At 37.6% G+C, this 16,788-nt stretch carries 17 protein-coding genes; 13 read left to right on the forward strand and 4 right to left on the reverse strand.

The features are described 5' to 3' along the window. The first annotated feature begins 23 nt into the window (after positions 1-23). Positions 24-1,052, forward strand: a complete 1,029-nt coding sequence (dmpG, locus tag CCK98_RS06455) for a 4-hydroxy-2-oxovalerate aldolase (RefSeq protein WP_088085827.1) — start codon at positions 24-26, stop codon at positions 1,050-1,052. Between the two features lie 229 nt (positions 1,053-1,281). Beyond that, entirely contained in the window at positions 1,282-2,688 is a 1,407-nt protein-coding gene (locus tag CCK98_RS06460) for a GntP family permease (protein ID WP_088085828.1), read from the forward strand. 177 nt (positions 2,689-2,865) lie between these two features. Here the strand turns inward: CCK98_RS06460 and CCK98_RS06465 are convergent, their stop codons facing one another. After that, positions 2,866-3,291, reverse strand: coding sequence for a MarR family winged helix-turn-helix transcriptional regulator (locus CCK98_RS06465; protein ID WP_373408486.1), 426 nt, complete (start codon positions 3,289-3,291; stop codon positions 2,866-2,868). A gap of 35 nt (positions 3,292-3,326) precedes the next feature. Next, the gene (locus CCK98_RS06470; protein ID WP_088085829.1) at positions 3,327-3,806 is read right to left on the reverse strand and encodes a glutathione peroxidase; all 480 of its coding nucleotides are present in this window, start codon (positions 3,804-3,806) and stop codon (positions 3,327-3,329) included. A 160-nt stretch (positions 3,807-3,966) separates the two neighbouring features. Between CCK98_RS06470 and CCK98_RS06475 the strand changes: the two genes are divergently transcribed. The 3 genes from CCK98_RS06475 to CCK98_RS06485 all read left to right on the forward strand — a co-directional run bounded on the left by CCK98_RS06475 (position 3,967) and on the right by CCK98_RS06485 (position 5,438). Then, complete coding sequence (locus tag CCK98_RS06475) at positions 3,967-4,194, forward strand: hypothetical protein (protein ID WP_088085830.1); 228 nt, start codon at positions 3,967-3,969, stop codon at positions 4,192-4,194. Between the two features lie 164 nt (positions 4,195-4,358). Beyond that, a complete protein-coding gene (locus CCK98_RS06480) occupies positions 4,359-4,769 on the forward strand; it encodes a VWA-like domain-containing protein (RefSeq protein ID WP_088085831.1) in 411 nt (136 codons plus the stop codon). A gap of 60 nt (positions 4,770-4,829) precedes the next feature. Further along, positions 4,830-5,438, forward strand: a complete 609-nt coding sequence (locus CCK98_RS06485; protein WP_088085832.1) for a methyltransferase — start codon at positions 4,830-4,832, stop codon at positions 5,436-5,438. Here CCK98_RS06485 and CCK98_RS06490 read toward each other — a convergent pair. Then, on the reverse strand, positions 5,423-6,502 hold the full coding sequence (locus tag CCK98_RS06490) for a UvrB/UvrC motif-containing protein (RefSeq protein ID WP_088085833.1): 1,080 nt from the start codon (positions 6,500-6,502) through the stop codon (positions 5,423-5,425). The genes CCK98_RS06485 and CCK98_RS06490 overlap by 16 nt on opposite strands. 207 nt (positions 6,503-6,709) lie before the next feature. Continuing rightward, on the reverse strand, positions 6,710-8,194 hold the full coding sequence (locus CCK98_RS06495; RefSeq protein WP_088085834.1) for a peptide MFS transporter: 1,485 nt from the start codon (positions 8,192-8,194) through the stop codon (positions 6,710-6,712). A gap of 334 nt (positions 8,195-8,528) precedes the next feature. On the opposite strand from CCK98_RS06495, the gene CCK98_RS06500 reads away from it, so the two are divergent. The 8 genes from CCK98_RS06500 to CCK98_RS06540 all read left to right on the forward strand — a co-directional run bounded on the left by CCK98_RS06500 (position 8,529) and on the right by CCK98_RS06540 (position 16,742). Further along, a complete protein-coding gene (locus CCK98_RS06500) occupies positions 8,529-9,293 on the forward strand; it encodes a MerR family transcriptional regulator (protein WP_088085835.1) in 765 nt (254 codons plus the stop codon). Between the two features lie 30 nt (positions 9,294-9,323). Continuing rightward, complete coding sequence (locus CCK98_RS06505) at positions 9,324-9,947, forward strand: GyrI-like domain-containing protein (protein ID WP_088085836.1); 624 nt, start codon at positions 9,324-9,326, stop codon at positions 9,945-9,947. Between the two features lie 268 nt (positions 9,948-10,215). Beyond that, entirely contained in the window at positions 10,216-11,229 is a 1,014-nt protein-coding gene (locus CCK98_RS06510; protein ID WP_088085837.1) for an ABC transporter ATP-binding protein, read from the forward strand. Continuing rightward, positions 11,210-12,178 carry an ABC transporter ATP-binding protein gene (locus tag CCK98_RS06515; protein ID WP_088085838.1) on the forward strand — a complete coding sequence of 323 codons (969 nt, stop codon included), beginning with the start codon at positions 11,210-11,212 and terminating at the stop codon, positions 12,176-12,178. Before CCK98_RS06510 ends, CCK98_RS06515 begins: the two co-directional genes overlap by 20 nt. Positions 12,179-12,229: 51 nt before the next feature. Beyond that, on the forward strand, positions 12,230-13,846 hold the full coding sequence (locus CCK98_RS06520; RefSeq protein ID WP_088085839.1) for an ABC transporter substrate-binding protein: 1,617 nt from the start codon (positions 12,230-12,232) through the stop codon (positions 13,844-13,846). 308 nt (positions 13,847-14,154) lie between these two features. After that, positions 14,155-15,162 carry an ABC transporter permease gene (locus CCK98_RS06530; RefSeq protein WP_088085840.1) on the forward strand — a complete coding sequence of 336 codons (1,008 nt, stop codon included), beginning with the start codon at positions 14,155-14,157 and terminating at the stop codon, positions 15,160-15,162. Positions 15,163-15,179: 17 nt separating this feature from the next. Next, positions 15,180-16,079: a nickel transporter permease gene (gene nikC, locus CCK98_RS06535; protein ID WP_088085841.1), complete on the forward strand. Its 900-nt coding sequence runs from the start codon at positions 15,180-15,182 to the stop codon at positions 16,077-16,079. Positions 16,080-16,220: 141 nt separating this feature from the next. Further along, positions 16,221-16,742, forward strand: a complete 522-nt coding sequence (locus CCK98_RS06540; protein WP_088085842.1) for a shikimate kinase — start codon at positions 16,221-16,223, stop codon at positions 16,740-16,742. Positions 16,743-16,788: the final 46 nt, after the last annotated feature.

The following is a 16,788-nucleotide window of genomic DNA, read 5'->3' on the forward strand; positions in this document are numbered from 1 at the left end:
ACTGTAGAAAGGGGTAAAAAATAATGACAAATGAAAGAGATATTCTTATCACAGAGGTAGCATTACGCGATGGAAGCCATGCGATCAATCATCAATTTACAGTTGAACAAGTACTTAAGGTTGCAAAGGCATTAAATGACGCAAATGTTCCTTATATCGAAGTATCACATGGAGACGGTTTAGCAGGATCTTCTTTACAATATGGACTTTCCCGTACAAATGAAATGGAATTAATCGAAGCAGCCGTTTCTGTTGCCGACAAATCCAAAATTGCTGTGTTACTTTTACCGGGAATCGGTACTTTACATGAATTAAAAGAAGCATCTAATTTAGGAGCAAAAATGGCTCGTATTGCAACACATGTAACAGAAGCAGACGTGGCACCACAACACATTGCCTACGCAAAAGAATTAGGGATGGAAACAGTTGGATTCTTAATGATGAACCATATGGCACCTGTTGCTAAATTAGTAGAACAGGCTAAATTAATGGAAAGCTATGGAGCAGATTCAGTATACGTTGTTGACTCTGCAGGTTACTTACTTCCAGACCAAGTTCGCGAACGTATTCGTGCTCTTAAACAATCCATTGGCGTTAATGTTGGTTTCCATGGTCATAACAATTTATCTTTAGCGATGGCCAATACACTTGCCGCAATCGAAGAAGGTGCGACTCGTATTGATGGCAGTGTTCGTTGCCTTGGTGCTGGTGCCGGTAATACACAAACAGAAGTACTTGTAGCCGTTTGCGAACGGATGGGTATTAAAACTGGGGTAGATTTATATAAAATGATGGACTTAGCTGAGGACATTGTGGCACCACTTTTACAAGTACCACAAGAAATCACGAAAGACAGCCTAACACTCGGGTATGCTGGTGTATATTCTAGCTTTGCTCTTCATGCAAAACGTGCAGCTGCAAAATTTGGTGTGGATTCACGTGATATTTTAATTGAACTAGGAAAGCGTAAAGTAGTTGGCGGTCAAGAGGATATGATTGTTGAAGTGGCTGCAGAGATTGCTAAAAACAAGTCAAAGATTGTTTTGGCCTAATAGTTATAACCCATTACAAATAGATTTATAGAACATTAAAAATAATAGAGTTGATGGAAGAGTGGACTAAAATGTATCCACCTCCATCAACTAGCTTATATCGGAATGATTTAATTTATTTTCTATTTTAACTGCTTATGTAACCGTTTTAACCTTTAAGAAGAGATAGATAACCGTCTTAATTTCATCTTAGTTGGAATTTACATCCTAGGAATAGAGGAGAAGTTTTATGGAATTAGTTATTATATTATTAGCACTCGGAATGTTAATGTTTATTGCATACCGGGGATTTTCAGTTATCATGTTTGCACCGTTATGTGCATTATTCGCCGTCTTTTTAACAGACCCAGATTGGGTTCTTCCGTTTTTCTCCAATGTATTTATGGGGAAAATGGTTGAATATATTAAACTCTACTTTCCAATTTTCCTATTAGGGGCTATTTTCGGTAAAGTGGTAGAAATGTCAGGATTAGCTCGTTCAATTGCATCTACCCTTATTCAGTTAGTAGGACGAAAACGTGCAATGTTGGTTATCGTTTTATTGTGTGCGATTCTAACATACAGTGGCATAAGTTTAGTCGTTGTTGCTTTTGCAGTATATCCATTTGCAGCAAATTTATTTAGACAGTCAGATATTCCGAAGCGATTAATTCCTGGTACGATTGCGCTAGGTTCATTTACCTTTACGATGGATGCGCTTCCTGGTTCACCTCAGGTCCAAAACGTTATCCCAACTACTTTTTTCAAAACAGATCTTTATGCCGCGCCAACGCTTGGGATTATCGGTGCCATCTTTATCTTCATAATTGGGATGCTCTATTTAAATTCCCGTCGTAAAAAGGCAGAAAAAGCGGGCGAAGGCTATTATAGTTTCGGCACAATCAAAGAAAAACAGATCGACATTGATTTAGACCAAAATGAAAGTATAGCCCGTAAAATCTTGGCATTTGTTCCAGTAGTCCTTGTCGGTGTTTTAAATAAAGTGTTAACCACATGGATCCCAAAATGGTATCCTAACGGCTTTGATTTTTCTAAGATTGGCTTAAATTTTCCAAATATTGAAACTTCCCAGGTTGTCGGTATTTGGTCAGTTGAAATTGCTCTTATTGTCGGTATTCTTACAACCATTTTATATAATCGTAAACCCGTTGTTATGAATTTCAAGGATGGCATGAATCTTGGTATTGCTGGTGCATTATTAGCCATCATGAACTCTGCAACTGAATATGGTTTTGGAGCGGTAATTTCAAACCTACCTGGTTTTACGATGGCGAGAGATGGAATTGCTAAATTATTTACGAATCCTCTATTAAATGGAGCAGTTACAACGAATGTTCTATCTGCTATTTCTGGTTCCGCATCGGCTGGTATCGCCATATCACTTGGAATTATGGCAGATAAATATATTGAATTAGCAACTCAATTCGGTATCCCGCTTGAAGTAATGCACCGCGTAATTTCCATGGCTTCAGGGGGTATGGATACACTTCCACATAACGGAGCAGTCATTACGTTGCTTGCGATCACAGGCTTAACACATAAGCAGTCCTACCGTGACATTTTCGCTGTTACCATTATTAAAACAATCGCTGCTTTCTTTATCATCGGCGTTTATTTAGTAACAGGTCTTGTTTAAGACTACAATTATTGAATGCAGATGGTAATCTTTCTTGTAGTTGGACTAGCCATTTAGAATATGTATGAAAGCAATAACCCGATTGCAAATGGAGCAATCGGGTTATTGTTAAGTCACCTCAAATAAAGAAACTCGTAATCTCTTCATAAAATCCCACATGATATGATTGTTGTAAGTCTAATGTTCCCGTTCTTTCAACTTACTATGCAATTGATTCAATCGCACCATTAATTGTTTATATTCCTCGAGTTCAATATTACAGGATTGTATTTCTTCTCCAACTGTTTTTGTAATGGCTTGTTTTTCTTCCAGTGCTTTCTTTTGTAAATGGATATAGACTTTTCTCTCATCTGCCTTTGAACGTTCTTTTCTTAGCCAACCATTTGCTTCCATTCTTGTTAGCATGGGAGTCAATGTTCCAGTACCTAAACTTAATTTTTCTCCTATTTCCTTAACCGTTATACCATCTTTTTCCCATAATACTAATAGAACTAAATATTGAGGATAGGTTATTCCATAAGGTTGAAGTGCACTTGAATATAACTTATTGAATTCACTTGCTGTTTCATAAACGGCAAAGCATAGTTGGTTTTTTAATAACATGAAGTCTTCCAGGATGATCACCTTACTTTAATTAATTATGAAAATAATCTTTTTATATCCTTCTCAATTCTGCTTGGTTCAGTCGTGGGTGCATACCGTTCAATAACCTTGCCTTTAGGATCGACTAGAAATTTTGTGAAATTCCATTTAATATTTTTTGTAAGAGCACCTGGCTTCTGGTTCTTTAAATAAGTGAATAGGGGATCAGTATTATTGCCATTTACATCTATTTTAGCGAATATTGGAAAGGTTACCCCGTAGTTTAATTGGCAGAACTGAGTTGTTTCTTCAATATTAGCAAATTCTTGATTATTAAATTGATCACATGGGAAACCTAAAATCTCCAAACCACTCTCATTAAACTTTTCATATAATTCTTGAAGTCCTTTGAATTGAGGTGTTAAACCACATTTACTAGCAGTATTCACAATAAGTAATGGCTTGCCTTCATAATCAATTAAAGATTTTTCCTCACCATTAGTCATCTTTACACTAAAATCATAAATCGTTGTCAATTGATTCTCCCCCTTGGTTATTACTATGGAATTTTTTAGATTAAATCGTTTACGATTTAATCTTACGCGATTTAATTGAGTGTTGCAAGTCTGAATTTGTTAACAGATGGATATCTGGAATGGAAAAGAGAAAGATAAAGATGAAAAGGAGGGTTTTCCAATGGGTATAAATTTGTTTAATGGTAAAAATGGAGAAGAAAAGGAAATACTTAATGACGTTCTTGAGGATTCAATCGAAAAGGAAGAAAATTTAATGCGGACATATCTTATAACTGCAGAAAGAATTCATGATGATGATGAACTAAAGGAACGCCTCGAAAACTTTGCCGAAGGAAATGCGAAACGAACCAAACAACTGATTGATGAACTCAATGAAATCAAGGAATAGTAAAATGTAGTGCTCATCTGTGAATAGACCAAGATGAGCATTTCTTTTTTACTTGCATAGGTTTCTATTGTTGTTCTGATTACCGCAATTATCCAAACATAAACCTTTTCTTTATAAACCAAAATAATATAGTTCACTTATACATTCCAAAGGAGTTGGTCGTGTTGAAATGGCACAAAACGATACTTTCAATGATTCAACAGCGTCAAGATAAAAAGGTTGCGTTAGCTGTAGACACTTCCACGAATGAAGCCCCAAGCATATTAATCAATAACATAGTAAAACTGTTTGAACAATTAAAACCAGATACCATTTTGGTACAAGCAGATTTTAAAATTAGAAGTACTACACCAATCAAAAGTGATACAATTAAATACTATACACATGGGAAATCTTCATATACTTTGGTGCTTGAGTGGGCAAAAGAAGAAAATATCGATACACTGTTTTATATTACCGATGTAACTGGCTTTATTTCAGAAGACATAGAAAATGTTAGTTATGAAATGATTTGGCTTGTACCTGGAGCTATTTTGCCAAGGGTTCCTTTTGGCAAAGCAATTAAAGTAGCCTGAAAAGAATCCCTCACGAAAAGTGGGGGATGAACTCTTTCGGATAGGAGTTATGAGTTTTCAATGAAAGAATATTATTATGATAAATTAATGGGGATAAAAACGGGAGGGGACCAAGAGGGATTTAATAAGTCCTTTCACTACCATCGTTATGAGCCAACGCCATATAGCGCCCTCGAAGAATTATTTAACAACTATAAATTAACTAGCCGTGATCGAATAGTTGACTTTGGGTGTGGCAAAGGGCGGTTAAACTTTTTTATTCATTATCTATTTAATGCAATGGTTGTCGGCGTTGAAATGAACGAGGATTTCTATCAAGAAGCAATTGAAAATCGAACTAGTTATTTAAAGAAAACCAACACGAGAAATAGCAATATTGATTTTTATTGCGGTTTGGCGGAAGAATACCAGATAGACCCTTTTGACAATCGATTTTACTTTTTTAATCCGTTTTCGATTCAAATTTTTATGAAAACCATTAATAATATATTACTATCGGTGGAAAAATCCGAGCGTAATATTGAATTGATTTTATATTACCCATCAGAAGATTATATTTATTATTTAGAAAACGATACCTCTTTTGAATTGAAAAAAGAAATCACGTTGCCTTACTTCTATGAACATAATTCTAATGAGAGATTTTTAATTTATCAATTAATCGTATAGCTTTGCATTAATCTGTTTAGCTCATCGTCTAATTCGGCTGTGTTTTTAGTATCAAGCAATTGTTCAGAAATGACGATATAACTGCTGTTGCTTCCTTTTAAATAACTATAGATAATCTGCGCGGCATCAATTTCATCTCTGCGTACTTTTTTTGATGAATTAACTTCTGTAGTTTTAAAAATGCTTAATATATTGGACTTGATTGTTTCTCTCAATGACTCAATCTCAGACCATGAATATCTTTCACTAAAGAGTATTTTGTTCTTCTTAATTAGGAATAGTTTAAAAGTACTTTGATTTAAGGGTTCAACGACTGCGAGATTTTTATTACTTTCCATAAATTCAATCACTTTTTCTTTATAAAGAAGGGAGTGGATGGCATCCAACGTGTCTCTATACTTTGCAGCCACTTCAAAATCAAATTCTTCAGAAGCCTCTGTCATTCTTCTCTCCATAACTTCAAGCAGGCTCAAATCGGTGCCATGCAGTAAGCCGATAATCTTAGTTATGTTTTCATTATATCGATCAAGTGCATCTCCTCCTAAACACATACCAAGGCATAAACCTAAGGAATAATTTAAGCAGGGAGTGTTCTTGTTTGAAGGGCTGCTACAGCAGATCTTATAGAATTCCTTGATACCTTGGAGCGCTTTTTCGACAGTATGCTTGCTTGTATACGGACCAAAATAAAGACTGTTAGGATTATCAGGACTGCTACAAGTATTGATTCTGTGATAGCCGGCATCCATTTCAATCATAATATAGATATAGGATTGAGGATTTTTCATCATTCTATTAAAAAGGGGCTTTATTTCACTGATTAATTTACATTCCAACATAAACGCTTCAAATTCTGTGTCAGTAAGGACATAGTCAAAATCCTTAAGGCTTGCTTTTAGCTTTATTATCTTTTTAGGATGGACCTTTGAATTTTGGAAGTAAGACCGCACACGATTTTTAAGGTTTTTTGCTTTTCCTACATATATAATTTGTGCTCTGGAGTCCTTCATAAGATACACTCCAGGGGAAGAGGGAAGGTTTTTTACCTTTTCTTTAAGATCCATATGAATACCTCCATTCACACTATATTTTATCACAAATAAAAAAGGTGCCCAGCCTTCACCATCAAGGGATGAGAAGACTAGACACCTTTGAACTTAGATAACTGACTAGCTCAGCACCCCGCGGCTAGTGGACTTCGCCCTTTTCCCTACGATAAGTCAAAGTGCTCCAGTCCATACGCAGCTAAACGGGCGCCTACGCTTTTCTTATTACCTGATACCTTTCATGTAGCCCTGAATTTTCGGAGCTAACATTAATAGGATAATACCTAGTACGATGGATGCTCCACCAATCACACCAAAATAGGTCATTTCAGTTTCAGGTGTGTAGAATTTAACAACTTGTGCATTAAGTGCTTGTGCAGCAGCACTTGCTAAGAACCATAAGCTCATCGTCTGTGCAGAGAAGGCTGCAGGAGCTAATTTAGTAGTCGCTGACAAACCAACAGGTGACATGCATAATTCTCCAAATACAACAATTAGATAACTAAGAACAAGCCACATTGGACTCACCAATGAATCCGTACCGCCAAAATAAGCAGGTATAAGAATAACTAGGAATGACAAACCAGCAAATAATAATGATAATGAGAACTTTTGAGGTACTGATGGCTGACGCTTTCCTAATTTAACCCACAACCAAGCAAATACAGGAGCAAATATAATAATAAATAACGGGTTTAAAGATTGAAACCACGCTGGCTTAATTTCAATTCCAGCAAAATGTAATTGTGTACGAGTATCAGCATAGCTTGCAAGGATGGTTGAACCTTGCTCTTGAATTGCCCAGAACATAACCGCTGCAATAAATAACGGGATATAAGCAATAATCCTTGAACGTTCTACAGCTGTTGTTTTTGGACTACGGTACATCACAACGAAATAAATCGTTGGAATTAAAATACCAAGAAAAGTAACAATATTTATAAAGCTAGCAAATGTTAAAAGTCCGTTTGGTATTAATACTGCACATAAAACAGCAAGAATAATTACAGCTAATCCAATAAAAGTGAGGACCTTTTTCTTTTCTGCAGGTGACATTGGATTGGCAATCATCGTTCCTGCAAGACCTAGATTTTTTTTCTTTGTAAGTCTGAACACGATTAATCCTAAGAACATACCAACAGCGGCAATTCCAAAACCTAAGTGGAAGTTACCAACCGATCCAACGATTAATGGGGATAAAAATGCTCCCAAGTTGATACTCATATAGTAAATAGTGAAACCTGCATCACGACGTTCGTCCTTTTCGCTGTACAATTCACCTACTGCGGAAGAAACATTTGGTTTAAGCATTCCAGTACCTAGGACAATCAATACCATGGAAACAAAGAACATAGAAACACTGCCAGGAATAGCTAGAGCTATATGTCCAAACATAATCAAGATTCCGCCGTAAAACACGGCTTTTGAAGAACCGAAGACCCGGTCAGCAAGCCAGCCGCCAATTATTCCAGACATATAAACAAGTGATCCATAGATGGACATGATAGAAAGTGCGAGATTTTTATCAATGCCCAATCCACCTTTAGAAACTTCATAATACATATAGAATACAAGGATGGCTCTCATTCCATAGTAAGAGAAACGCTCCCAGAATTCAGTGAAGAAAAGGGTCGATAGTCCTTTAGGATGTCCGAAAAATCCTGTTTGAGGCACACTATCCACAATTTTCTGTCTATTTATGTTTGACATGTTACAACCTCCCTTTTATTATATTATAATACTTTCTGTTGTTTTGAATTGTCAAAAACTTTTTTTGGAAAATAAGTTATGAAAGGGTTATAAACATTGATAATACTGAATTTCAGTTTAATAAAGGGAGAAAAGAAAGTTTTTTTAAAATAGTAAATGATTTCAGATAAGAGGGACTTTTCGCTCTAATAGACCTTAATTGGGTGCCTGACACCACAGATGGACATTTGTCCATCTGTGGTGTCAGGCACCTTTTTTCCGAAAATTAGGCATAATAGTGATTGACATTGACGTTGCGTAAAGGTGTATCGTTAGTTTATAAGGGGGTGAACGAATGGAGTATACAGTGCAGAAGCTTGGAAGTCTAGCTGGTGTTAGTACTAGAACACTTAGGTATTATGATGAAATTGGAATTCTTAAGCCAGCTAGAATTAATTCGTCAGGATACCGCATCTATGGTCAAGCGGAGGTGGACCGTCTTCAACAAATCTTATTTTACAGGGAATTAGGGATCAGTTTAGAAAGTATAAAAGAAATTGTAACGGCTCCAAACTTTGATGGCGCTGCAGCACTTAAAGAACATCGTGATAAACTCCTTGAGAAAAAGGAACAGTTGGAAATATTAATTGCGAATGTAGATAAAACGATCGCAGTAACAGAAGGGAGAATGAAAATGTCAAATAAAGAAAAGTTCGAGGGTTTTAAGAAAAAAATGATTGACGAAAATGAGAAGAAATACGGGAAAGAAATTCGAGAAAAGTATGGAGATGAAACCATTAATAAGTCAAACACCAAACTTCAAAATATGACACAAGAACAGCATGATGAGGTAACAGCACTAGCTGAAAAATTGACACAAACGTTAGCAGATGCTTTTAAAACAGGGGATCCAGCCGGAGAAAAGGCACAAACAGCCGCTGACCTCCATAAGCAATGGTTATGCTACTATTGGAATGAATATAGTAAGGAAGCCCATGCAGGTCTGGCACAAATGTATGTGGATGATGAAAGATTCACCGCCTATTATGATAAACAACAGCCAGGGACCGCCGAGTTTTTAAGGGATGCCATTCACATTTATACGGGTATGAAAAAATAACTTTTTACAATAGAAACAGGAGAGTAATCTATGGGTGCAAAAGTAGAGTATAAAAAAACATATAAGCATATTTACCTTCCAAAAACCAAACCAGTAATAATCGATGTACCAATGATGCCTTTTTTTATGATCAGCGGCACAGGTGACCCAAACGGTGATGAATTTGCCTTAGAAACCGAAGCATTATACAGTCTTAGTTATGCAGTAAAAATGTCCTACAAAAGTAAGGAAGTGCCGGAAGGATATTATGAGTATACTGTTTTTCCGCTTGAAGGTATTTGGGATTTGATCGATAAGTCTAAGCCGGTACAAGACAAGAGTAATTACAAATATACGATTATGATTCGCCAGCCGGATTTTTTAACCAGCAATCTATTTGCAAAGTTCGTGGAACAAACGAAAAAGAAGAAGCCTAATCCGTACCTTGAGAAAGTGCTATTTGGCGAAATGTCTGATGGACTTTCCTGCCAAGTCATGCATATCGGTCCGTACAATAATGAACAAGAAAGTTTCGCCAAGATGGAGTCCTTCTGCGAAGAAAGTGGATATATTCGAACGTGTAAAACCCACCGTGAAATCTATCTATCTGACCCGCGCAAGACAGAAATGCACAAACTAAAAACTGTATTGAGATTCCCTGTAAGACAGCGATAGTCTTACAGGGTTTTTTTATTACTTTTTATCCTTTTTTATTATTTTAATATCTAAAGAAAAAATTTGGTGTATAACATAAAAAAATGCCTTAGTACATTAACGCGACTATGTGCTACTGGGGTATTTTGAACTTTTTTCACGTAATTGACAAAAATGGATAGTACCACTAAAGTAATATATGTCATAATTATTTTAAAATTTATTATATTGTTATATTTCTGATTAGAAAGAATACATAAAAACAATCAATGTACAGGTAGGTGTAAATGTGGAAAAGGATCCTATTCTTCGAATAAAAGACTTAAAGGTGTCTTTTCAATCAGGGAAAAAACTAGTGCCGGCAGTTGATGGCATCAGTTTCGAATTAAAGGATGGAGAAATTTTAGGGATTGTAGGTGAATCAGGGAGTGGTAAAAGTGTCACCTCTTTAGCGACCATGGGTTTGATTCCTTCTCCACCAGGAAAAATCGAGAATGGTGAGATCATTTTTGAAGGAAAAGACCTGAAAAATATCTCCGAAAAAGAGTGGAGAAAAATCCGCGGTAATCAAATTTCAATGATATTTCAAGAGCCAATGACATCATTAAATCCGCTGTTTACTATTGGCAATCAATTAATAGAAGCGATTCGATTACATACAGACCTATCAAAGCGAGAAGCAATTGTACGTAGTATTGAATTATTAAAACTGGTTGGTATTCCAAGAGCAGAAGGAATCCTTAAAGAGCATCCACATCAACTATCGGGTGGTATGCGGCAACGGGTAATGATTGCGATGGCCATGGCATGCAATCCTAGAGTGTTGATTGCAGACGAACCAACAACCGCACTTGACGTAACAATTCAAGCACAGATCCTTGCCTTAATGAAGGACTTAAATAAAAAGACAAATACAACAATCATTCTGATTACCCATGATTTAGGTGTCGTTGCAGAAATTTGTGAACGCGTAATTGTCATGTATTCTGGGCAAATCGTGGAGCAGGGGGATGTTAGAACGATACTCAAAAATCCTCAGCATCCTTATACAAAGGGCCTATTAAAATCCGTCCCTGATTTAAGAGGGAAAAAGGAGCGGCTTTATAGTATTCCCGGCACTGTCCCTACACCAGGATCGATCCAAAAGGGCTGTCGGTTCGCGGCTAGATGTTCAGAGGCATTCGGTCAATGCCAGGAAGAAACGCCAGATTTATATAAAACGGAAAAAGACGAACATGAAGTGCGCTGTTTCCTACAAACATTGAAGAAGGGGAGTGACAACTATGTCAGAGTTACTTCTTGAAGTAAATGGATTAAAAAAGTACTTTCCGATTACAGGCGGCCTTTTTGGGAGCAAACAAGGAGAAGTCAAAGCGGTTGATGACGTATCCTTTTACGTTAGAAAAGGAGAAACATTGGGCATCGTTGGTGAAAGCGGTTGCGGTAAATCGACCACAGGCCGTCTGCTCATGCGTTTGATTGAAGCAAGTGAGGGTAGGATTGTTTTTGAAGATCAAGAGATTACTAGTATGTCAAAATCTGAATTAAGAAAAACTCGACGAGATATCCAAATGGTATTCCAAGACCCTTATGCATCGCTTAATCCAAGACATTCGATCGAACAGATTCTTGAAGAGCCGCTTATTGTTCATGGAATAGGGACAAAAGAAGAACGTAAAAAGCAAGTGAGAGATATGCTTGAGGTAGTTGGCTTAAGCAGTTACCACGCCAAAAGATATCCCCACCAATTTAGCGGCGGTCAGCGTCAAAGAATTGGAATTGCAAAAGCGTTAATGACCAAACCAAAACTAATTATCGCCGATGAGCCTGTTTCAGCACTGGACGTATCCATTCAGGCTCAGGTTCTTAACCTGATGAAGGACATACAAAAGGAATTTCAGCTTACTTACATATTTATTGCTCATGATTTAGGAGTTGTACGCCATATTAGTGATCGTGTTGGCGTTATGTATTTAGGAAGATTAATAGAGTTAGCTGAAAGTGAAGATCTATATGAAAATCCGAGGCATCCATATACAAAAGCGCTGCTATCGGCTGTGCCAATACCTGATCCAGATATAAAGAGGGAAACGATTTTAATCGAAGGAGAACTTCCAAGTCCTGCGAATCCTCCCTCAGGTTGTGCCTTCCATACACGATGCTCTCAGGTGATGGATATTTGTAAAAAGACTAGACCTGCGGAACAAAATCTAAACGGTCATTTTGTCGCATGTCACTTATATAACAAGTGATTTGCAGCATTTATGATAAAAAAGCAAAAATATAAGGGGGCAACAAAACTTATGAAGAAGAGATCTTTTAAACTGCTGTTAATCTCTCTATTAGCCATCAGTATGTTTCTAGTTGGCTGTAACAGCAAAACCAATGAAGAAACGGGAGGCAAGAAAGATCCTGCCACTGGAAGTGGATCGAAAAAAGATACACTAGTTTATGGTCGTGGTGGAGATTCTACATCTCTAGATCCGATCACAACAACTGAAGGTGAAGCATTCAAAGTAACAGAAAACATTTATGAAACATTGATTCAATATGGTGATCAAGATACTACTATTAATCCAGGACTTGCTGAATCGTGGAAAGTGACACCAGATGGCTTAACTTACACATTCAAGCTTCGTCAGGGAGTTAAATTCCATGACGGTACTGATTTTAATGCAGACGCGGTCGTTTTTAACTTCGATCGCTGGATGAATGGTAATGCTGATAGCTTCCCATATTACACCATGTTTGGTGGATTTAAAGGGGAAAAAGGACACGTAATTAAAGAAGTTAAAGCTGTTGATCCAAATACAGTACAATTTGTCTTATTTAGACCACAGGCACCGTTTCTTAAGAACCTAGCCATGTCTCCGTTTGGAATTGCAAGCCCTGCGGCTGTTAAAAAATACGGTGATAAGTTTAGACAAAATCCGGTAGGAACAGGTCCATTTAAATTCGTAGAGTGGAAAGAAAACGATACAATCACACTTGAAAAGAACCCTGACTACTGGCAAAAAGGTTTGCCTAAGTTAAACAAAGTTATTTTCCGCGTGATTCCTGAAAATACTGCACGTTTGAACGCTCTAGCAAATGGCGAGATTGATGTGATGGATGGACTAAACAATTCAGATGAGGCGACTGTTAAAGCAAATGCCAATCTCCAAGTGATTGAACGTCCATCAATGAACGTTGGCTATATTGGTTTAACAACCACTCGTAAACCATTTGATAATAAACTCGTTCGTCAAGCGATTAACTACGCTGTCGATAAAAAATCAATCATCGATGCGTTTTATGGTGGGAAAGCCCTTGCAGCGGTCAACCCAATGCCTCCTTCCATCGAAGGTTATAATAAGGCAGTTGAGCCGTATCCATATGATTTAGAGAAAGCAAAGCAATTGTTAAAAGAAGCTGGATACGAAAAAGGATTTGAAATTGACCTATGGGCAATGCCTGTTGCTCGCCCATATATGCCTGAAGCACAAAAAGTTGCTGAAGTTATTCAAGAGAGCTTAAGCAAAATCAATGTCAAAGCCAAAATCCAATCTGTGGACTGGGCTACTTACTTAGATAAAGCAGCAAAAGGTGAATTTGATATGTTCATGCTTGGCTGGACAGGCGACAATGGTGACCCTGATAACTTCTTGTACACATTGCTTGATAAAGACAGTATTGGAAGTAATAACTATTCCCAGTACAGCAATGACAAATTACATGACGTCTTAATTAAGGCACAAACAGAAATTGATCAAGCAAAGCGTAATGCACTTTATGAGGAAGCACAAGTAATCATTCATGATGATGCCCCTTGGGTTCCACTTGTACATTCTACACCTTTGTTAGCAGCAGGGAAAGATGTGGCAAATTATTTACCGCACCCAACTGGTTCTGAAGCACTAACAAAAGTTGAATTTAAATAATAGGCTGAGTTTAAGGTCACCTTTGATTTTTTAGCACAGTTGATTGGAGCGGAAGGCGCGAAGACTCCTGCGGGAGGACTGGGCCGGGGAGACCCCACAGGCGCTTAGCGCCGAGGAGGCTCCCCGAACCGCCCGCGCCTAGAGCAGAAATCAACAGACAAGTTGAACAGACCCAAATAATAATGGCTGAAAGGGGAGGGAGCATAGCCTCCCCTTTTATTAACTAAACACATTCAGTATTTTTGTAGAAAAATTGTTTAGCTAAAGCATCTAACCAGGCGCTTACGCTTTTCAGTGAGGTGAAAAATTTGTTTACTTATACAGTCCGCCGTGTGTTTTCTTTAATACCTGTTTTAATTGGGATGACTCTAGTGGTTTTTGCCATCATCCATGCTATTCCAGGAAATCCCGCTCAGGTAATTCTTGGGCAAAGAGCAACTGCAGAATCAATTGCCACGTTAACAAAGGAATTAGGGTTGAACAGACCTTGGTACATACAATACGCCGATTATATTAATTCTTTACTTCATGGGGATTTAGGCATTTCACTCAGGACAAGGGGTCCAATTAACGAAGAAATATGGTCCTATTTAGCAGCAACCGCTGAACTAACCGTAGTGGCAATGTTAATTGCCATCATTGTAGGGGTAAATGCAGGAATTGTCAGTGCTTGGTTCTCCAAATCATGGTTTGATTATGTTGCGATGGTTCTTGCACTGATTGGGGTGTCATTGCCGATTTTTTGGCTTGGTTTAATGGAGCAATGGGTATTTTCAATTGAATTGGGCTGGCTTCCAACGACAGGAAGAGAGAATGTTAGAGATCCCGTTGCAGCAATTACTAATTTTTATTTAATAGATACCCTCTTACAAGGAAGATTTGATCAATTTATAACGGTCATTAAGCATTTGGTGTTACCTAGCATTGCACTCGCAACGATTCCAATGGCGATTATTGCTCGAATGACCCGCGCAACCATGCTGGAAGTGATGAAGTCAGATTATGTCCGTACCGCAAGAGCAAAGGGACTGAGCATGTTCTGGGTCGTTTATAAACATTCCTTAAAAAATGCCGTTATCCCTGTTCTAACTATCATCGGGTTGCAAACCGGTCTTTTACTTGGAGGAGCTATATTGACGGAAACGATCTTTGGCTGGCCAGGAATCGGGAGATATCTATATGATGCGATCGGCTATCGAGATTATCCTGTTATCCAGTCAGGGATATTAATTATTGCGGCAATTTTTGTACTCATTAATTTAATTGTGGATCTATTATATGTTTTTGTTGATCCACGAATTAAATATACCAAGTAGAGGAGGGGGATCTTAAAGTGGCGGAACTTGCAAAAAAACCGGCAAATATGGCAACGGTAATTGTTGAAGAAAAGCTGACACCTCCCTGGAAGGAAGCATGGATTTCATTTTATAAAAACCGATTAGCAGTTGTTGGTTTAGGAATTGTTGTCTTTTTTATTAGCATTGCTATAATCGCTCCTATTATTGCTCCATATAGCTTTAAAGATCAAGTGTTGGCAGATCGAATGCTCCCACCTTCAAGTGAGCATTGGTTTGGGACAGACGACTTTGGCCGAGATATTTTTTCTCGTATTGTTTATGGTGCAAGAATATCATTGTGGGTTGGCTTTTTCTCAGTTTTAGGCTCAGTTGTGGCAGGGACATTACTAGGAATTGTCGCTGGATATTACGGCCGCTGGGTAGATGCGATTATCTCACGTATTTTTGATATTATGCTAGCTTTTCCAAGTATTCTATTGGCGATTGCGGTTGTTTCTATTTTGGGGCCATCTCTGCAAAATGCTTTGATTGCGATTGCGGTTATTAATATACCGAACTTTGGACGACTTGTTCGCTCCAAAGTATTAAGTGTTAAACAGGAAGAATATATTATGGCTGCCCGTGCCGTCGGAATGAAAGATTCACGTATTCTTCTCCGTCATATATTACCTAATAGTATATCACCAGTAATCGTTCAAGCTACATTAGCGATTGCCACAGCAATTATTGAGGCAGCAGCCCTTGGTTTCCTTGGAATGGGTGCACAAGCACCGACACCAGAGTGGGGGAAAATGCTTGCCGATTCAAAAAATTATATCACTCAGGCACCATGGACGTTATTCTTCCCAGGGGTCGCTATAATGCTGACCGTGCTCGGATTTAACTTAATGGGAGATGGGCTGAGGGACATCCTAGATCCGAAAATGAAACAATAGATTTAGAGACTCCTGTGTGGGTCTCTTTCTTTTGGTGTCAGGCACCATTAACTTGATTAATTAATAATTGTCTAAAATCTCAATATAGCATTATAATTATTCTTAATAATTTGTTTTTACCAATTGGGGGTTCGGGGTATTATGGGGAACAGAAATAAGAGTATTGTTTTTATTGGGTTTATGGGGGTTGGAAAAACTACTATCGGCAAGATGGTTGCTAATAAACTAAATCGTGATTTTATTGATGTGGATGAACAAATTGAAAAAGAATATAACATGCCAGTTTCTCAAATTTTCTCTGAATTTGGTGAGAAAATTTTTAGAGAAAGAGAAAAAAGTTTAATTGCAAGTCTAGCGTCCCAGCAACAACAAAAGGTTATTTCTGTCGGCGGCGGTGCCTTCCTACAAGAAGAAATTAGAAAGACCTGTTTAGAATCTTGTATTGTTATTCTGCTAGATTTATCATTGGAGGGCTGGAAAGATAGATTAGGCCTGATTATAGACAGCCGACCTGTTTTAAAAGGAAAGTCAATTGAGGAAATGGAAGATCTTTTTTACAAAAGACAAGATATTTATGTTAACCATCATTTGAAGATTTCAACTGATAGCAAGGATGCAAAAGAAATTGCTGACCAAATTATTGACGAATTAAATTCAATCTAGGGTAAAATAGGTATCAAAACTTATGTAGAATGGGACAAGGAGTGGG

Origin of the sequence: Bacillus sp. OV166 (genome assembly GCF_900177675.1) — a bacterium.
In the GTDB taxonomy this organism is placed as follows: domain Bacteria; phylum Bacillota; class Bacilli; order Bacillales; family Cytobacillaceae; genus Neobacillus.

Excerpts from the sequence above, each read along its gene's own strand:
- dmpG (WP_088085827.1), top strand. The coding sequence starts at position 24 with ATGACAAATGAAAGAGATATTCTTATCACAGAGGTAGCATTACGCGAT.
- CCK98_RS06460 (WP_088085828.1), top strand. The coding sequence starts at position 1,282 with ATGGAATTAGTTATTATATTATTAGCACTCGGAATGTTAATGTTTATT.
- CCK98_RS06465 (WP_373408486.1), bottom strand. The coding sequence starts at position 3,291 with ATGTTATTAAAAAACCAACTATGCTTTGCCGTTTATGAAACAGCAAGT.
- CCK98_RS06475 (WP_088085830.1), top strand. The coding sequence starts at position 3,967 with ATGGGTATAAATTTGTTTAATGGTAAAAATGGAGAAGAAAAGGAAATA.
- CCK98_RS06485 (WP_088085832.1), top strand. The coding sequence starts at position 4,830 with ATGAAAGAATATTATTATGATAAATTAATGGGGATAAAAACGGGAGGG.
- CCK98_RS06490 (WP_088085833.1), bottom strand. The coding sequence starts at position 6,502 with ATGGATCTTAAAGAAAAGGTAAAAAACCTTCCCTCTTCCCCTGGAGTG.
- CCK98_RS06495 (WP_088085834.1), bottom strand. The coding sequence starts at position 8,194 with ATGTCAAACATAAATAGACAGAAAATTGTGGATAGTGTGCCTCAAACA.
- CCK98_RS06500 (WP_088085835.1), top strand. The coding sequence starts at position 8,529 with ATGGAGTATACAGTGCAGAAGCTTGGAAGTCTAGCTGGTGTTAGTACT.
- CCK98_RS06505 (WP_088085836.1), top strand. The coding sequence starts at position 9,324 with ATGGGTGCAAAAGTAGAGTATAAAAAAACATATAAGCATATTTACCTT.
- CCK98_RS06515 (WP_088085838.1), top strand. The coding sequence starts at position 11,210 with ATGTCAGAGTTACTTCTTGAAGTAAATGGATTAAAAAAGTACTTTCCG.
- CCK98_RS06520 (WP_088085839.1), top strand. The coding sequence starts at position 12,230 with ATGAAGAAGAGATCTTTTAAACTGCTGTTAATCTCTCTATTAGCCATC.
- CCK98_RS06540 (WP_088085842.1), top strand. The coding sequence starts at position 16,221 with ATGGGGAACAGAAATAAGAGTATTGTTTTTATTGGGTTTATGGGGGTT.